This is a genomic window from Marivivens sp. LCG002 (assembly GCF_030264275.1).
Classification (GTDB): domain Bacteria; phylum Pseudomonadota; class Alphaproteobacteria; order Rhodobacterales; family Rhodobacteraceae; genus Marivivens.
The window spans coordinates 1,522,080-1,535,657 of record NZ_CP127165.1 but is presented as its reverse complement, the minus strand read 5'-3'; the positions used below and the strand labels follow the sequence as shown (position 1 = coordinate 1,535,657).

18 protein-coding genes are annotated in these 13,578 nt (G+C 60.2%); 16 read left to right on the top strand and 2 right to left on the bottom strand.

Annotation, left to right across the window (positions count from 1 at the left end):
• Positions 1-12: 12 nt before the first annotated feature.
• Both rpsR and rpsF read right to left on the bottom strand, forming a co-directional pair.
• Entirely contained in the window at positions 13-240 is a 228-nt protein-coding gene (gene rpsR, locus QQG91_RS07605) for a 30S ribosomal protein S18 (RefSeq protein ID WP_285769626.1), read from the bottom strand.
• A 25-nt stretch (positions 241-265) separates the two neighbouring features.
• Entirely contained in the window at positions 266-619 is a 354-nt protein-coding gene (gene rpsF / locus QQG91_RS07600; protein WP_285772331.1) for a 30S ribosomal protein S6, read from the bottom strand.
• 273 nt (positions 620-892) lie between these two features.
• On the opposite strand from rpsF, the gene QQG91_RS07595 reads away from it, so the two are divergent.
• The 16 genes from QQG91_RS07595 (at position 893) to QQG91_RS07520 (ending at position 13,562) form a co-directional block, all read left to right on the top strand.
• The gene (locus QQG91_RS07595) at positions 893-1,525 is read left to right on the top strand and encodes a hypothetical protein (protein ID WP_285769625.1); all 633 of its coding nucleotides are present in this window, start codon (positions 893-895) and stop codon (positions 1,523-1,525) included.
• A gap of 133 nt (positions 1,526-1,658) precedes the next feature.
• On the top strand, positions 1,659-2,594 hold the full coding sequence (gene fabD / locus QQG91_RS07590) for an ACP S-malonyltransferase (RefSeq protein WP_285769624.1): 936 nt from the start codon (positions 1,659-1,661) through the stop codon (positions 2,592-2,594).
• Between the two features lie 19 nt (positions 2,595-2,613).
• Complete coding sequence (gene fabG, locus QQG91_RS07585) at positions 2,614-3,351, top strand: 3-oxoacyl-[acyl-carrier-protein] reductase (protein ID WP_285769623.1); 738 nt, start codon at positions 2,614-2,616, stop codon at positions 3,349-3,351.
• 102 nt (positions 3,352-3,453) lie between these two features.
• Positions 3,454-4,035 carry a TetR/AcrR family transcriptional regulator gene (locus QQG91_RS07580; protein WP_285769622.1) on the top strand — a complete coding sequence of 194 codons (582 nt, stop codon included), beginning with the start codon at positions 3,454-3,456 and terminating at the stop codon, positions 4,033-4,035.
• Between the two features lie 181 nt (positions 4,036-4,216).
• The gene (locus QQG91_RS07575; RefSeq protein ID WP_285769621.1) at positions 4,217-4,450 is read left to right on the top strand and encodes an acyl carrier protein; all 234 of its coding nucleotides are present in this window, start codon (positions 4,217-4,219) and stop codon (positions 4,448-4,450) included.
• Positions 4,451-4,653: 203 nt separating this feature from the next.
• A complete protein-coding gene (fabF, locus tag QQG91_RS07570; RefSeq protein WP_285769620.1) occupies positions 4,654-5,913 on the top strand; it encodes a beta-ketoacyl-ACP synthase II in 1,260 nt (419 codons plus the stop codon).
• Entirely contained in the window at positions 5,913-7,067 is a 1,155-nt protein-coding gene (gene mltG / locus QQG91_RS07565; protein WP_285769619.1) for an endolytic transglycosylase MltG, read from the top strand. Before fabF ends, mltG begins: the two co-directional genes overlap by 1 nt.
• Positions 7,068-7,247: 180 nt before the next feature.
• On the top strand, positions 7,248-7,580 hold the full coding sequence (locus QQG91_RS07560) for a hypothetical protein (protein WP_285769618.1): 333 nt from the start codon (positions 7,248-7,250) through the stop codon (positions 7,578-7,580).
• Entirely contained in the window at positions 7,561-8,862 is a 1,302-nt protein-coding gene (locus tag QQG91_RS07555; RefSeq protein ID WP_285769617.1) for a DNA-packaging protein, read from the top strand. Before QQG91_RS07560 ends, QQG91_RS07555 begins: the two co-directional genes overlap by 20 nt.
• Positions 8,863-8,976: 114 nt before the next feature.
• Positions 8,977-10,155, top strand: coding sequence for a phage portal protein (locus QQG91_RS07550; RefSeq protein WP_285769616.1), 1,179 nt, complete (start codon positions 8,977-8,979; stop codon positions 10,153-10,155).
• A complete protein-coding gene (locus tag QQG91_RS07545) occupies positions 10,145-10,342 on the top strand; it encodes a hypothetical protein (RefSeq protein WP_285769615.1) in 198 nt (65 codons plus the stop codon). The genes QQG91_RS07550 and QQG91_RS07545 overlap by 11 nt, the downstream gene beginning before the upstream one ends.
• A 10-nt stretch (positions 10,343-10,352) precedes the next feature.
• Positions 10,353-10,910 carry an HK97 family phage prohead protease gene (locus QQG91_RS07540; RefSeq protein WP_285769614.1) on the top strand — a complete coding sequence of 186 codons (558 nt, stop codon included), beginning with the start codon at positions 10,353-10,355 and terminating at the stop codon, positions 10,908-10,910.
• A gap of 28 nt (positions 10,911-10,938) precedes the next feature.
• Entirely contained in the window at positions 10,939-12,120 is a 1,182-nt protein-coding gene (locus QQG91_RS07535; protein WP_285769613.1) for a phage major capsid protein, read from the top strand.
• Positions 12,121-12,232: 112 nt separating this feature from the next.
• The gene (locus QQG91_RS07530) at positions 12,233-12,826 is read left to right on the top strand and encodes a head-tail connector protein (RefSeq protein ID WP_285769612.1); all 594 of its coding nucleotides are present in this window, start codon (positions 12,233-12,235) and stop codon (positions 12,824-12,826) included.
• Complete coding sequence (locus tag QQG91_RS07525) at positions 12,823-13,152, top strand: head-tail adaptor protein (RefSeq protein WP_285769611.1); 330 nt, start codon at positions 12,823-12,825, stop codon at positions 13,150-13,152. Before QQG91_RS07530 ends, QQG91_RS07525 begins: the two co-directional genes overlap by 4 nt.
• On the top strand, positions 13,149-13,562 hold the full coding sequence (locus tag QQG91_RS07520; protein ID WP_285769610.1) for a DUF3168 domain-containing protein: 414 nt from the start codon (positions 13,149-13,151) through the stop codon (positions 13,560-13,562). Before QQG91_RS07525 ends, QQG91_RS07520 begins: the two co-directional genes overlap by 4 nt.
• Positions 13,563-13,578: the final 16 nt, after the last annotated feature.

The following is a 13,578-nucleotide window of genomic DNA, read 5'->3' as shown; positions in this document are numbered from 1 at the left end:
GAGTAGCTCCTCTTACTTAACGGCGTAGGGCAGCAGGGCCAAGAAACGGGCGCGCTTGATTGCCTGAGCAAGTTTACGCTGGTTCTTGGCGCCTACGGCGGTGATACGGGCGGGAACGATTTTACCGCGCTCGGAGATGTAGCGCTGGAGAAGACGGGTGTCTTTGTAATCGATCACCGGTGCGCCTTCGCCCTCAAAGGGGTCCGACTTGCGACGGCGGAAAAACGGTTTAGCTGCCATGACTTAGTGTCCTTTCGTGATCAACTTAGCGGCGTTCGCGGCGCGGTTCGCGCTCGTCACGCTTCTGCATCTGGACCGAGGGGCCATCTTCGTGGCTTTCGACCTTGATGGTCAGAACGCGCATGACGTCGTCATGCAGACCCATCAGACGCTCCATTTCCTGAACGGCAGCCGACGGTGCGTCGGTGCGCAGGTAGGCGTAGTGGCCCTTGCGGTTCTTGTTGATCTTGTAGGCCATCGTCTTGACACCCCAGTATTCGGTGCCAACTACCTTGCCGCCGTTGTCGGAGATAACGGTCGAGAAGTGTTCGATAAGACCTTCAGCCTGCGTGTTGGACAAGTCCTGACGCGAGATAAAGACATGCTCGTAAAGCGGCATGTTCGCTCCTGTCATTGCGGCGCATTTCAAAGGGAGGGGGAATGAAACCTTCCGCACCCCACCCACGAGAGACTGCGCAGTTCATATATAACCGCGGAAGGATGGGGCCTTATACATGCGGCGCCCCCGAACACAAGGGCTTTCAGGTGCGGCCCCGCGAGTTTTTCAGGGTCAGAACAATACCTTTGGAATGCCTTGGCTCTGACTGAGGTCTGCCGCTTTTCAGCCCTAATTGAAAGGTCTCTTGGGATCAACCAAACAAGGAGCGATCCAATGAGCCTTATGCCTGCAACAGACGAATTCCGCACCGGTTTCGACACGCCCGCCATCGACATGTCCCATGCCAGCATGGCGCTCGACGAAACCTATTGGGGCTATATCATCCGCGATATGCGCCGCAGCGACAGCATTCTGGTTGCGATGCAGCTGGCTGCAGGGGCGATGGCCGCAGCGTTTGCGGTTGCGACGATGGGGCTTTGGGCGATGCCTTCGATGGCCTTCACGGGCGCTGCGATCATGTCCAAGGCGATCCTCTCGGCGTTCTTCCTTGGGATGGCCGGTGTTCTGGCGTGGTATGCGACACGCGGCTCCCGCTCGGAATTGCAGGTCGACCTTCGTCTTGGCGAAGTGCGCGAAGTTGTGCGCAACCGTGCAGGCCGCGCCACTCTGATCGGCCGTTACGGCTTTGACTCGATCGGTGGGGCTTTTCTCGACAACGCAAAATCGGCCAAAGGCACGGCGACTTTGAAAATCCGCTACCGCAATACGACCCAGACCATCGAGGTCGCTCGCGGTCCTCTGGCTCGGATCGAAGCACTGCGTGATCGTCTGGGCCGTGATCTCTTGGCCGATCCGATGAACACCCGCAAGCGCGAGCCGCTGCCGGAGCCGAAATTCGCGTTTTGAGCCCGCGACACAGATTGTTTGGTAAGAAGGGTGGCCCAAGTGCCGCCCTTTTTGTTGCGTGATGCTCGCTTTTCTTGTGAAGATGCTCTCCACACGGTAGAGGACAGAAAAACCGATACCAAGGAAGGGACACATGCGGGCATTCGTATTTCCGGGGCAGGGCGCTCAGACCATTGGAATGGGTAAGGCATTGGCCGACGCCTATCCGAGCGCCAAGGCGATTTTCGACGAAGTAGACGAGGCGCTGGGGGAAAAGCTTTCCACGCTGATCTGGGAAGGCGAGATCGAGACGCTGACCCTTACGCAGAACGCACAGCCGGCGCTGATGGCCACCTCGCTTGCCGCGATGCGCGCGCTCGAGGCCGAAGGGATCGAGATCACGGCCGCCGATTTCGTCGCCGGTCACTCGCTTGGGGAATATTCCGCTCTGGCTGCTGCCGGCGCGATCAGCGTTTCGGACACCGCGCGTTTGCTTCGCATTCGCGGTCTTGCCATGCAAGAAGCCGTGCCCGTCGGTGTCGGCGCAATGGCGGCTCTCCTCGGGCTTGATTTCGAAGGTGCACGCGCCGTTGCCGAAGAAGCTGCCCAAGGTCAGGTCTGTCAGGCGGCAAACGACAACGACCCGTCTCAGGTCGTCGTTTCGGGCCACAAAGAGGCTGTTGAACGCGCCTTGGTGATTGCCAAGGAAAAGGGTGCCAAGCGCGCTCTTTTGCTCCCCGTGTCTGCTCCGTTCCATTGCGAGCTGATGGCGCCCGCTGCGGCGCGTATGGCCGAAGCCCTCGACGATGTGACGATCAACGCGCCGCGTGTGCCTGTGGTCGCCAACGTGCGCGCCTCTGCGGTGAGCGATCCCGAAGTGATCCGTTCGCTTCTTGTGGAACAGGTGACGGGCTCGGTCCGCTGGCGCGAAAGCGTGCTTTGGATGGGCGAACAGGGCGTGACCAGCGCTTGGGAGATCGGCGCGGGCAAAGCGCTTTCCGGTATGATCAAGCGGATCAACAAAGAAATCGAAACCAACGCAGTGGGCACCCCCGAGGATGTCGCTGCGGCAAAAGCCGCATTGGTTTGACTTTAAAAGGAAGAATTAGATGTTTGATCTAACAGGTAAAAATGCACTCGTGACAGGTGCATCGGGTGGTATCGGCGGCGAGATCGCCAAAGCGCTCCATGCAGCAGGTGCAACGGTCGGGCTTTCGGGGACGCGGGTTGAACCGCTCGAGGCTCTTGCGGCCGAGCTTGGCGAGCGTGTGCATGTTCTGCCCTGTAACCTGAGCGATGCGGCTGCGGTCGATGCTCTGCCCAAACAGGCTGCAGAGGCGATGGGATCGGTCGATATTCTCGTCAACAACGCAGGGATTACCCGCGATAACCTCTTTATGCGGATGTCGGACGATGAATGGGAAAGCGTGCTGAACGTGAACCTCACCTCGACCATGCGTCTTTGCAAAGGCGTGATCCGCGGAATGATGAAGGCCCGTTGGGGGCGCATCGTCAATATCTCGTCCATCGTCGGTGCCACAGGCAACCCCGGTCAGGCCAACTATGCCGCCTCCAAAGCGGGGATGATCGGCATGTCCAAATCCATTGCCTATGAAGTGGCAAGCCGCGGGATCACGGTGAACTGTGTGGCTCCCGGCTTTATCGCGACTGCGATGACCGACAAGCTGACGGATGACCAGAAAGAAAAGATCAACGTCCAGATCCCCGCAGCACGCATGGGCACGCCCGAAGAGATCGCTGCAGCGGTGCTCTATCTGGCATCCAATGAGGCAGGTTACACCACGGGCGCCACGATTCACGTCAACGGCGGCATGGCGATGCTCTAAGCGTTCCGGCTCTGCTCCATCGGGGCAGGGCCATTTTTTCAAGAGTTCTTTGGTCCCTTTTCATTCAGATTCGCGCTTTTTATTTCAAGGCGAGGGAAAAAGATGGGTCGAAAGCCCGAATTTACGGACGAGCATGTCTTTGGCTGGCTCGCGCATCATCTGACCAAAGAGCCGTCGGCAACGGTCCAACAGGTGAGCCAAGGCACGGGCGTTTCTGTGGGCTCGATCTACCACCGTTACGGGTCGATGGATAATCTTCTGGCCGAGGCATGGCTTTGGGCAGTCCAAGCCTATCACGAGAGAAGTCTCTGGATTTTCAAACGCGCAGGCCAAAGGCCGGCGGTGCGGGCGGCTTTGCAGGTGGTCGGAATGGCCACAGATGAGCCGGATAAGGCCATGATTCTATTCTGCATTCCCAAGCGGGTCATGGTTCGGGCGGGGGTATCTGATGCGCTGCTTGCGCAGATCGAAACGCTTGAAACAGAATGGGAAACCGCCGTCGCGGAGTTCGCCGAGCGGTCGGGGTTCCAGAAGGATCGGCTCCGACTTGCGGTGCGGGACGTGCCTCAGGCCATGGTGTGCCGCCATTTCCCGCATGAGGCGATTCCCGAAGAAACGGGTCCTCTGGTCCGTGAATGCGCTGTTGCGCTGCTTGGGGCTGTTGCGAACGAACAAGAAGACTAGATTTGCCTGTCCGAACCGCTTCGAAAGCGTTTGCGTCAGGTAAATTCTCTGCTATAGGCCCATTAGATTTGCCGGAGGGCGCGCAAGCGCAGGTCGGTTATCGCCCTATCAAGGGCCTAGGAGCCGCCCTTCGGGGCAAGCAAAGAACGGGCAAAGGCCCAAGACACTGTGAGGAATTGACATGAGCGACGTCGCAGACCGCGTTCGTAAGATCGTAGTAGAGCACCTTGGTGTGGAAGAAGACAAAGTCACCGAGAACGCTTCGTTCATCGACGATCTTGGCGCTGACAGCCTTGACACCGTTGAGCTCGTGATGGCTTTCGAAGAAGAATTCGGCATCGAGATCCCCGATGACGCAGCCGAAACCATCCAGTCGTTCGGCGACGCTGTTAAGTTCATCGAAGGCGCTCAGTAAGCCCTTTTTCCGGTGAACCGGTATTCAAACGGCCTCCTTCGGGGGGCCGTTTTTCTTTTGGTGCGCGAAAATATGCGCGTAAGCTTTGCTACACATAGGGGTAAAGCGGTCTTTTGCCACTAGAACAGCGCTTGCGCCCTTGCTCCTTGGATAGGGGCTGCGCTATCAGTATCCGACAATATTCTAAAAGGTGAGGGCAGAATATGCGCCGTGTCGTTGTAACCGGATTGGGTCTTGTAACGCCGTTGGCTGATGGCGTCGAAGAGACCTGGAGCCGTCTTCTCGATGGTCAGTCGGGCGCAGGTCCGATCACGCAGTTCGATGCCAGCGATCTGGCAACCACCTATGCCTGCGAAGTCAAGCGCGGCGATGGCACGAACGGCACCTTCAACGCCGATAAATACCTTGCGCCCAAAGAACAGCGCAAGATCGACCAGTTCATCATCTTCGGTCTTGCCGCCGCGATTCAGGCGGTCGAGGACTCGGGCTGGGTTGCCGAAACCGATGATCAGAAGAACCGCACAGGCGTTCTCATCGGCTCGGGCATCGGCGGTCTCGGCACGATTGCGGACACCGCGCTTCTCATCAAGGAAAAGGGTGCACGCCGCGTATCGCCGTTCTTTATTCCTGGTGCTCTGATCAACCTCATCTCGGGTCAGGTGTCGATCAAATACGGCTTCAAGGGTCCGAACCATTCGGTCGTGACGGCCTGCTCGACGGGTGCTCATGCGATCGGCGACGCGGCCCGTCTTATCAAATACGGCGCGGCCGACGTGATGGTTGCAGGCGGCGCAGAGGCTGCGATCTGTGAAATCGGCATCGCGGGCTTCAACGCCTGCAAAGCGCTCTCGACCAAACGTGCCGATGACCCCAAGGCGGCCAGCCGTCCCTATGACAGCGACCGCGATGGTTTCGTGATGGGCGAGGGGTCGGGCATCGTTGTTCTCGAGGAATACGAGCACGCCGTTGCACGCGGCGCCAAGATTTACGCCGAAGTGCTCGGCTATGGCATGTCGGGTGACGCCTATCACATCACCGCTCCCTCCGAGGATGGTGAAGGCGCAGAGCGCTGCATGCGTGCCGCTCTCAAGGACGCAGGTCTCGAGCCCAAGGACATCGACTATATCAACGCCCACGGCACATCGACCATGGCCGACACCATCGAGCTTGGCTCTGTCGAGCGGATGATGGGGGATGCGGCGTCCAAGGTCACGATGTCGTCGACCAAGTCGATGACAGGCCACCTTTTGGGTGCGGCAGGTGCGATTGAAGCGATTTTCTCGATCCTTGCGATCCGCGATCAGGTCGCTCCGCCGACGATCAACCTTGATAACCCTGCGGTCGAAACCAAGGTCGACCTTGCGCCCAACAAAAAGCGCGAGCGCGAAATCAATATCGCACTGTCGAACTCCTTTGGCTTTGGCGGCACCAACGCATCGGTGATCTTCGGGAAAGTGAGCTGATGTGGCGACATATTGCTGCTAATGCGCTGACGTTTCTGATTGTCGGCCTCTTCCTGCTCGGAGGGGTCGTGCTTTGGGGCGCAAAGCAATATTCCAGCGCGGGTCCCTTGGATCAGGGCATCTGTCTTCAGGTGCGCTCGGGTTCCAACATGCGTGTTGTGAGCAAGGATCTCGAAGAACAGGGTGCTTTGTCCTCGGCTTCTATCTTTCGCATCGGGGCAGATTATTCGGGCAAGGCTCCGAGCCTCAAGGCAGGCAGCTTTCTGATCCCTGCGGGCGCGTCGATGGAAGAGATTGTCGATATCGTGACCCGCGGCGGGCAGAACACTTGCGGCACCGAAGTGGTTTACCGCGTGGGCGTGACCCGCAATCAGGTTGAAATCCGCGAGCTTGATCCGGCGTCGAACCGTTTTGTCGAGGTTGCCAAATACAATCCCGACGAAGAGGAAACCCCCGAGGCCTATGGCCGCGTCAAAGAGGACCCCGACACCCAATACAGCGTTGTCGTGGCCGAAGGCGTCACCAGCTGGCAGGTGCTGACCTCTCTGTCCAAGATCGACGGGCTTGAAGCGGATGTGACCGAAGTGCCTGCCGAAGGTATCCTTGCACCCGACGCCTATGAGTTCCGTCCCGGCACCAAAGTCTCTGAAATCCTTGGAAAAATGGAAGCCTCGCAGCGCCAGATCCTTTCCGAGGCTTGGTCGACACGCGCGGATGACCTTCCTTTCGATACGTTGGAAGAGGCGCTGATCCTTGCATCGATCATCGAAAAAGAAACGGGCGTTCCCGAAGAGCGCGGTCAGGTCGCAAGCGTCTTTATCAACCGTTTGCGTCAGGGCATGCGGCTTCAGACGGACCCGACGGTCATTTACGGGATCACCAAGGGCGAAGGCGTCTTGGGTCGCGGTCTGCGCCAGAGCGAGCTGCGTGGCGAGACACCCTATAACACCTATGTCATCGACGGGCTTCCGCCGACGCCGATCGCCAATCCCGGACGCGCCAGCATCGAGGCGGCGCTCAATCCCGAGGAAACCGACTTTATCTTCTTTGTGGCGGATGGGTCGGGAGGTCATGCCTTTGCGGTCACGCTCGACGAGCATAACCGCAACGTCGCCAAGTGGCGCGAGATCGAAAGCCAGCAAGGCAGCAACTGATAAAAGGGGCCGGTCGAAAGATCGGCCCTTTTGCTTTGCGGTGGGGTGAGGGTTTTTTAACGCGCGCAGACTATAACCATTCGGCAAGCTGGAAAACGAAAGGAAGCGACCTTGGGCCTCGGCCCTGTTGGTCGCTTTTTACGTTTCGAACGGACGGGTCCACAAAGAGGGCAAATCCGCATGACACAAGAACGGAGCCATCAGGCCGAGGCGAGCCTCGAGAGGCGCAAGCTCGACGAGGTGATCGAGATGTTCGACAGCGTGACCGAAACGCTGGCCGAACTCGTCCACGATATGCAGAGCGGCAAACCCGTGCCGCCCCGTCAGATAAGGGCGCAAATCGCCGATCTGCAATCTGCATATTTCAGCATCAAAAAGGCCGAGGAGGCTTTCCATGACAAAACAGGCAATGTCCAACGCGAAGGTGACATCGACTTTGAAGCCATCCGCAGCGAGATCGGGCGCAGGCTGGATAAGCTCCGCGCCGCCCGAGATGCAGAAAGGCTTTCTTGAGGGCATTGCAGAAACCTCGCTACAGGGGCTGCTCTATCTCTTTGAATTCTGGGCGCTGCCGCATCAGCTTCCGCCCGATGGGGATTGGTCTACTTGGGTGATCCTTGGCGGGCGCGGTGCGGGTAAAACGCGGGCTGGGGCCGAGTGGGTTCGCTCGATGGTCGAGGGACCGCGTCCACGCGACAGGGGGCGTGCCTCTCGCTTGGCATTGGTCGGGGAAACCCACGAGCAGGTGCGCGAGGTGATGATCTTTGGTGACAGCGGGATCATGACCTGTTCGCCACCAGATCGCCGCCCCGAGTGGATCGCGGGACGGCGCATGCTTGTCTGGCCCAATGGCGCAACCGCGATGGCGGTCTCCGCGCATGATCCCGAGGTGCTTCGCGGGCCGCAGTTCGATGGGGCTTGGGTGGATGAGCTTGCCAAATGGAAAAAGGGGCAGGAGGCTTGGGATATGCTCCAGTTCTGTCTGCGTCTTGGGGAGCATCCTCGGGCATGTGTGACCACCACGCCGCGCAATGTGCCGGTGCTGCGCGATCTTCTGGATCGCAAGAGCACCGTTGTGACCCATGCGCCGACTTCGGCCAACCGCGCCAACCTTGCCGTGAGTTTCCTTGAAGAGGTCGAAGCGCGATTTGGCGGCACACATCTGGGGCGACAGGAGCTTGATGGGGTTCTGATGGCCGAGATCGAGGGGGCTTTGTGGCCCTCGGCAACGCTGGCCCGTGCTCAGGTTTCCGACGCGCCCGCGCTGGACCGCATCGTGGTGGCGGTTGATCCTCCTGTGACGGGCAAAGCCTCCTCTGACGATTGCGGGATCGTGGTTGTCGGGGCCGTGACCCAAGGGCCGCCTCAGGACTGGCGGGCCTATGTGCTTGAGGATGCGACCGTCTCGGCGGCCTCGCCTCAGGAATGGGCCTTGGCTGCGGTCGACGCCCTGAGGCGGCACGCTGGGGATCGGCTTGTGGCCGAAGTCAATCAGGGCGGCGCTCTGGTCGAAAGCGTCGTGCGCCAGATTGACCCTCTCGCCCCTTACAAGGCCGTGCGGGCGACACGTGGCAAGGTGGCCCGCGCCGAACCTGTGGCGCAGCTTTATGAGCAGGGGCGCGTGTTCCATCTTCGGGGACTTGTCGATCTCGAAGAACAGATGGGCCTTATGACCACGCGCGGGTTTCAGGGGGCCAAGTCGCCCGACCGAGTGGATGCGCTTGTCTGGGCTTTGACCGAACTGTTGGTCGAGCCCGCGAGCCATTGGCGCAGACCGCAAGTGCGGCTCCTCTAGGGGTGTTGCGGGGGCACCGTGCGGTGCCCTCAGCACTTCTTCAGACATGACTGTCACATTGGCTTCATCAGATCGGACGAGGGCATGTGCCTCGGCAGGGTCAAGGAGACAAGAATGTTTGATTTTCTGAAACGGCAAGCGGCAGAACCCGACGCGATCGAGGTCAAGGCCTCGGCTGCGGGTCGGGTTGTGGCGCTTGCGACGGGACGCGTGGCATGGAGTCCGCGCGATGTGGTCTCGCTCACCAAACAGGGCTTTGCGGGCAATCCTGTCGGCTTTCGTGTGGTCAAGATGATTGCAGAGGCTGCCGCATCCTTGCCGTTGGTTCTTCAAGACCGCGAGCGCCGCTATGAAACCCATCCGGTGCAAGAGCTGATTGCGCGTCCAAACGCAGCGCAGGGACGTGCGGCTTTCCTCGAGGCGCTTTACGGCCAGCTTTTGCTCACGGGGAACGCCTATGTCGAGGCTGTTGGCGCGGGCGAGTTGCCGGTCGAGCTTCATGTGCTGCGCTCGGATCGCATGAGCCTTGTTCCCGGCGAAGACGGTTGGCCCGTGGCCTATGACTATGCCGTCGGCGGGCGCAAGCATCGCTATGCGGTCGGGGTTGGCGCTTCGCCCATCTGCCATATTCGCAATTTCCATCCGCAAGACGATCACTATGGTCTCTCGGCGCTTCAGGCGGCGGCCACCGCGATTGACGTTCACAATTCGGCATCACGCTGGTCCAAGGCTTTGCTCGACAATGCGGCACGTCCCAGCGGCGCGATCATTTATCATGGCGCGGACGGGGCTTCGACGCTGTCGCAGGATCAATACGACCGTCTTTTGCATGAGATGGAAACCCAGCACCAAGGTGCGCGCAACGCAGGGCGTCCGATGCTGCTAGAGGGCGGGCTCGACTGGAAGCCGATGGGGTTCAGTCCTTCGGACATGGAGTTCCAGAAGACCAAGGAAGCCGCCGCGCGCGAAATCGCGATTGCCTTTGGAGTTCCGCCCATGCTGCTCGGTATCCCCGGAGATGCGACCTATGCCAATTACCAAGAAGCGAACCGAGCCTTCTATCGTTTGACGGTGCTCCCGCTTGCGGCGCGCGTGACCTCGGCACTGGCCGATTGGCTTTCGGATTTCACCGATCTGCGGCTGGACCTGCGTCCCGATCTTGACCAGATCCCCGCTCTTGCGGGCGAGCGCGAGGCGCAATGGCGCCGTGTGGGCGAAGCCACCTTCCTTACCGATGCGGAAAAGCGCCGTCTCCTCGGGCTTCCTGCCTTGGAGGTCGGCGATGAAGGGTGAGGTCGTGGACATGGAAACCCGCCGCGAGCTGCGCGGCCCCGTGAGTGATTTCTGGCTCGCCCAAGTCGAAATGCGTCTCGACAAGATCGACTATGTCGTCTCGCGGCTTGAGCGCCAGCTTTGGGTGATCGGGTGCTCGGCGGCGGTGCTTGCGTTGCTGCAAGCGGCAATTCTTCTGACGAAATGAGGGGGAGAAGATGACTTTGGAGCATAAATTCCAGAAACTCGGAGCAGATGTGAAGCTCGTCGACGGCCATGTGATCGAGGGCTATGCCTCGAAATTCGGACTGGTGGATCAGGGCGGCGATGTGGTCGAAAAGGGCGCTTATGCCGCTTCGATCAAACGGCTGAGAGACAAGGGCGGTCTTGTCAAAATGCTTTGGCAACATGACCCCGCCCAACCCATCGGCATTTGGGACGAAGTCGTCGAGGATGCCGTCGGGCTTCGCGTCAAGGGTCGTATTCTGACCAATGTGGTGCGGGGGCGCGAGGCGATCGCGCTTCTCGAAGCGGGGGCCATCGACGGGCTGTCCATCGGCTATCGCACGGTCAAGTCGCATAAGTCCGACAAGGGGCAGCGCATCCTGAGCGAGCTTGATCTCTGGGAGGTGTCGCTCGTGACTTTTCCGATGCTGCCCGACGCCCGAGTGGACGCCCGTGTCGATGCGAAATTCGACACGCCCGAGGCGCGCGTTCTCGTCGATATTGCGACGGCCTTTCGCGAAATGGGCCGCGTGATCGCAGGGCGCGGCTGACTTTTCTCCAACCGAAAAAGGACGAAACATGACCACCCTAGACGCAAAGTCCGGGGCCGGAGGCACTGTGTCTCCGACCGAGGACCTGAGTGCTGCTGTGTCGCAATTTGTGAGCGATTTCAGCGAGTTTACCTCGAAACTTAATCAAAAACTTGAAAAGCAGGATGAGCGTATGAACAAGCTTGATCGTAAGACACTTCTGGCCGCACGCCCGGCACTTTCGGCCGGTGCGACCCAAGAGGCGCCCCATCAAAAGGCCTTCGAGGCCTATGTCCGCAGCGGTGAAGACGATGGTCTTCGCGGGCTGACGCTCGAGGGCAAATCGCTCTCGACTTCGGTGGCGGCGGACGGCGGCTATCTTGTCGATCCGCAAACCTCCGAGACCATCAAGAGCGCGCTGTCCAATTCGGCGTCGATCCGTTCGATCGCCTCTGTGGTGGCGGTGGATTCGACCTCTTATGAGGTGCTGGTCGACCATACCGAAATGGGCGCTGGATGGGCGTCCGAGACGGGCTCCATGTCCGAAACCGATACGCCGCAGATCGACCGAATCTCGATCCCGCTGCATGAGCTTTCGGCGATGCCCAAAGCCTCGCAGCGCTTGCTTGACGACAGCGCTTTCGACATCGAAGGCTGGCTCGCGGGCCGTATCGCGGACAAGTTCGCGCGCTCGGAAGCGGCGGCCTTTGTGGGCGGTGACGGCAACGACAAACCGCGCGGCTTCCTCTCCTATCCCAAGTTGGAGAATGAAATCTGGGAATGGGGCAATCTCGGCTATGTGGTGACGGGGATCGACACGATCGACGTGGACGGCGACGCGATCATCGAGCTGGTCTATGCGCTTGGTGCCCAATACCGTGCTGGTGCCTGTTTCGTGCTCAACTCCAAGACCGCAGGCGCCGTGCGCAAGCTCAAGGATGCAGACGGGCGTTTCCTTTGGACCGATGGACTTGCGGCGGGCGAGCCTGCGCGTCTGATGGGCTATCCCGTTCTCATTGCCGAGGATATGCCAGACATTGCCGTGGGCGCGACCCCGATCGCATTCGGTGATTTCTCTATCGGTTATACCATTGCCGAACGTCCCGATCTGCGCGTCTTGCGCGACCCGTTCTCGGCCAAGCCGCATGTGCTCTTCTATGCAACCAAACGTGTGGGCGGCGCTGTGACCGACTTTGACGCGATCAAGCTTCTGAAATTCGGCGCGGCCTAAGGGCCACCCGAACGGGCGCGGGAACGGGGCGGTGTCCAGCTGCTTCCTTTCCGTCCGAGCACCTCTTTGTTCCCGCGCATCCCCAAGAGTTTGACCTAGTCGGAGTGAGATTATGATGCTCGTCGAAAAGACCACTGTCGCGGCTTCAAGCCTTCCGGTGGCACAATTTAGAGAACACCTGCGGCTCGGGTCCGGCTTTTCCGACGATGGTCTTCAGGATGGTATTCTTGAGATTTACCTGCGTGCTGCGATGGCTGCGATCGAAGCCCGCACCCAGAAGGTTCTGCTCGAGCGCGAGCTTGTCTGGACCGTTCGCGATTGGCGAGACGGGGTGGAAGAGGCGCTTCCTGTCGCGCCCGTCAGCGCGATTGCCCAAATCACCCGCGTGACGCGCCAGAGCGAGGAACAGGTGCCGCCCAGCGGGGAATGGCAGCTTATCCCCGATCTGCATCGCCCCCTCATCGTCGGCACGCTGCCGCGTATTCCTCAAGGGGGTTCGCTCAGGATTTCGGTCCTCGCGGGCTATGGTCCCGAATGGAGCGACGTGCCGCCCGATCTGGCGCAGGCGGTGCTGCTCCTTGCGGCCCATTACTATGAGTTCCGCCACGATATGGCGGCAAGCGGCGGGGCAATGCCGCATGGCGTGCAGGCGCTCATCGAGCGTTATCGCACGGTCCGTTTGTTCCTCGGGAGGGCGCGGGCATGAAAAGGGTTTCGCTCAACCGCGCCTTGGTTCTTGAACAGCCTGAACGCGTCGCCGACGGCGCAGGCGGGTTCGGGACGGTCTGGCAGAGCTTGGGAACGCTTTGGGCCGATGTTCAGGAAGGTTCGGGTCGAGAAGCCCGCGGGCCTGCAGGGGCAGTATCCCGTCTTGCGCTTCGGATCACGGTGCGCGGGGCGGCTTTTGACAGCCCAAAACGTCCCCGCGCAGGTCAACGGTTCCGCGAAGGGCCGCGCGTTTTTTCCGTCGATGCCGTGGCCGAGGCAGGCATGTTCCTTGTCTGTCATGCGCATGAGGAGGTGGCCCAATGAGCTATGGCGTCTCTCATGCGCTCCAGACCGCGGTGTTTCAGGCTCTGGCCGCCGATGCGGCTTTGGCCGCTCTCGTCGGCACAGCGATCTATGACGCGCCCTTGCCGGGCGGTTTGCCATCGCTCTATGTGGTCATCGGTCCCGAAAAGGCCAAGGACGCCTCGGACCAAACGGGACGCGGCGCCGAGCATGACTTCAGCATCGAAGTGATTTCCGACGCCGCAGGGTTTTCGACAGCCAAAGCGGCTGCGGGTGCGGTGTCCGATGCCTTGATCGATGCGGATCTGGCGCTCTCGCGCGGGCGGCTCGTGTCGCTCGGCTTTGTCAGAGCGGTTGCGGAACGCACCAATGGCGATCTGCGCCAGATCACTCTCACCTTTCGGGCGCGGGTCGAAGACACCCCCGTCTAACCAACAGATAACAGGA

What these genes read in the sequence shown, in the direction of transcription:
- QQG91_RS07595 (WP_285769625.1), top strand. Translation starts at nt 893, where the DNA reads ATGAGCCTTATGCCTGCAACAGACGAATTCCGCACCGGTTTCGACACG.
- QQG91_RS07580 (WP_285769622.1), top strand. Translation starts at nt 3,454, where the DNA reads ATGGGTCGAAAGCCCGAATTTACGGACGAGCATGTCTTTGGCTGGCTC.
- QQG91_RS07550 (WP_285769616.1), top strand. Translation starts at nt 8,977, where the DNA reads ATGTTTGATTTTCTGAAACGGCAAGCGGCAGAACCCGACGCGATCGAG.
- mltG (WP_285769619.1), top strand. Translation starts at nt 5,913, where the DNA reads ATGTGGCGACATATTGCTGCTAATGCGCTGACGTTTCTGATTGTCGGC.
- QQG91_RS07540 (WP_285769614.1), top strand. Translation starts at nt 10,353, where the DNA reads ATGACTTTGGAGCATAAATTCCAGAAACTCGGAGCAGATGTGAAGCTC.
- QQG91_RS07525 (WP_285769611.1), top strand. Translation starts at nt 12,823, where the DNA reads ATGAAAAGGGTTTCGCTCAACCGCGCCTTGGTTCTTGAACAGCCTGAA.
- rpsF (WP_285772331.1), bottom strand. Translation starts at nt 619, where the DNA reads ATGCCGCTTTACGAGCATGTCTTTATCTCGCGTCAGGACTTGTCCAAC.
- fabF (WP_285769620.1), top strand. Translation starts at nt 4,654, where the DNA reads ATGCGCCGTGTCGTTGTAACCGGATTGGGTCTTGTAACGCCGTTGGCT.
- QQG91_RS07530 (WP_285769612.1), top strand. Translation starts at nt 12,233, where the DNA reads ATGATGCTCGTCGAAAAGACCACTGTCGCGGCTTCAAGCCTTCCGGTG.
- fabD (WP_285769624.1), top strand. Translation starts at nt 1,659, where the DNA reads ATGCGGGCATTCGTATTTCCGGGGCAGGGCGCTCAGACCATTGGAATG.
- QQG91_RS07555 (WP_285769617.1), top strand. Translation starts at nt 7,561, where the DNA reads ATGCAGAAAGGCTTTCTTGAGGGCATTGCAGAAACCTCGCTACAGGGG.
- rpsR (WP_285769626.1), bottom strand. Translation starts at nt 240, where the DNA reads ATGGCAGCTAAACCGTTTTTCCGCCGTCGCAAGTCGGACCCCTTTGAG.
- QQG91_RS07535 (WP_285769613.1), top strand. Translation starts at nt 10,939, where the DNA reads ATGACCACCCTAGACGCAAAGTCCGGGGCCGGAGGCACTGTGTCTCCG.
- fabG (WP_285769623.1), top strand. Translation starts at nt 2,614, where the DNA reads ATGTTTGATCTAACAGGTAAAAATGCACTCGTGACAGGTGCATCGGGT.
- QQG91_RS07545 (WP_285769615.1), top strand. Translation starts at nt 10,145, where the DNA reads ATGAAGGGTGAGGTCGTGGACATGGAAACCCGCCGCGAGCTGCGCGGC.
- QQG91_RS07520 (WP_285769610.1), top strand. Translation starts at nt 13,149, where the DNA reads ATGAGCTATGGCGTCTCTCATGCGCTCCAGACCGCGGTGTTTCAGGCT.
- QQG91_RS07575 (WP_285769621.1), top strand. Translation starts at nt 4,217, where the DNA reads ATGAGCGACGTCGCAGACCGCGTTCGTAAGATCGTAGTAGAGCACCTT.
- QQG91_RS07560 (WP_285769618.1), top strand. Translation starts at nt 7,248, where the DNA reads ATGACACAAGAACGGAGCCATCAGGCCGAGGCGAGCCTCGAGAGGCGC.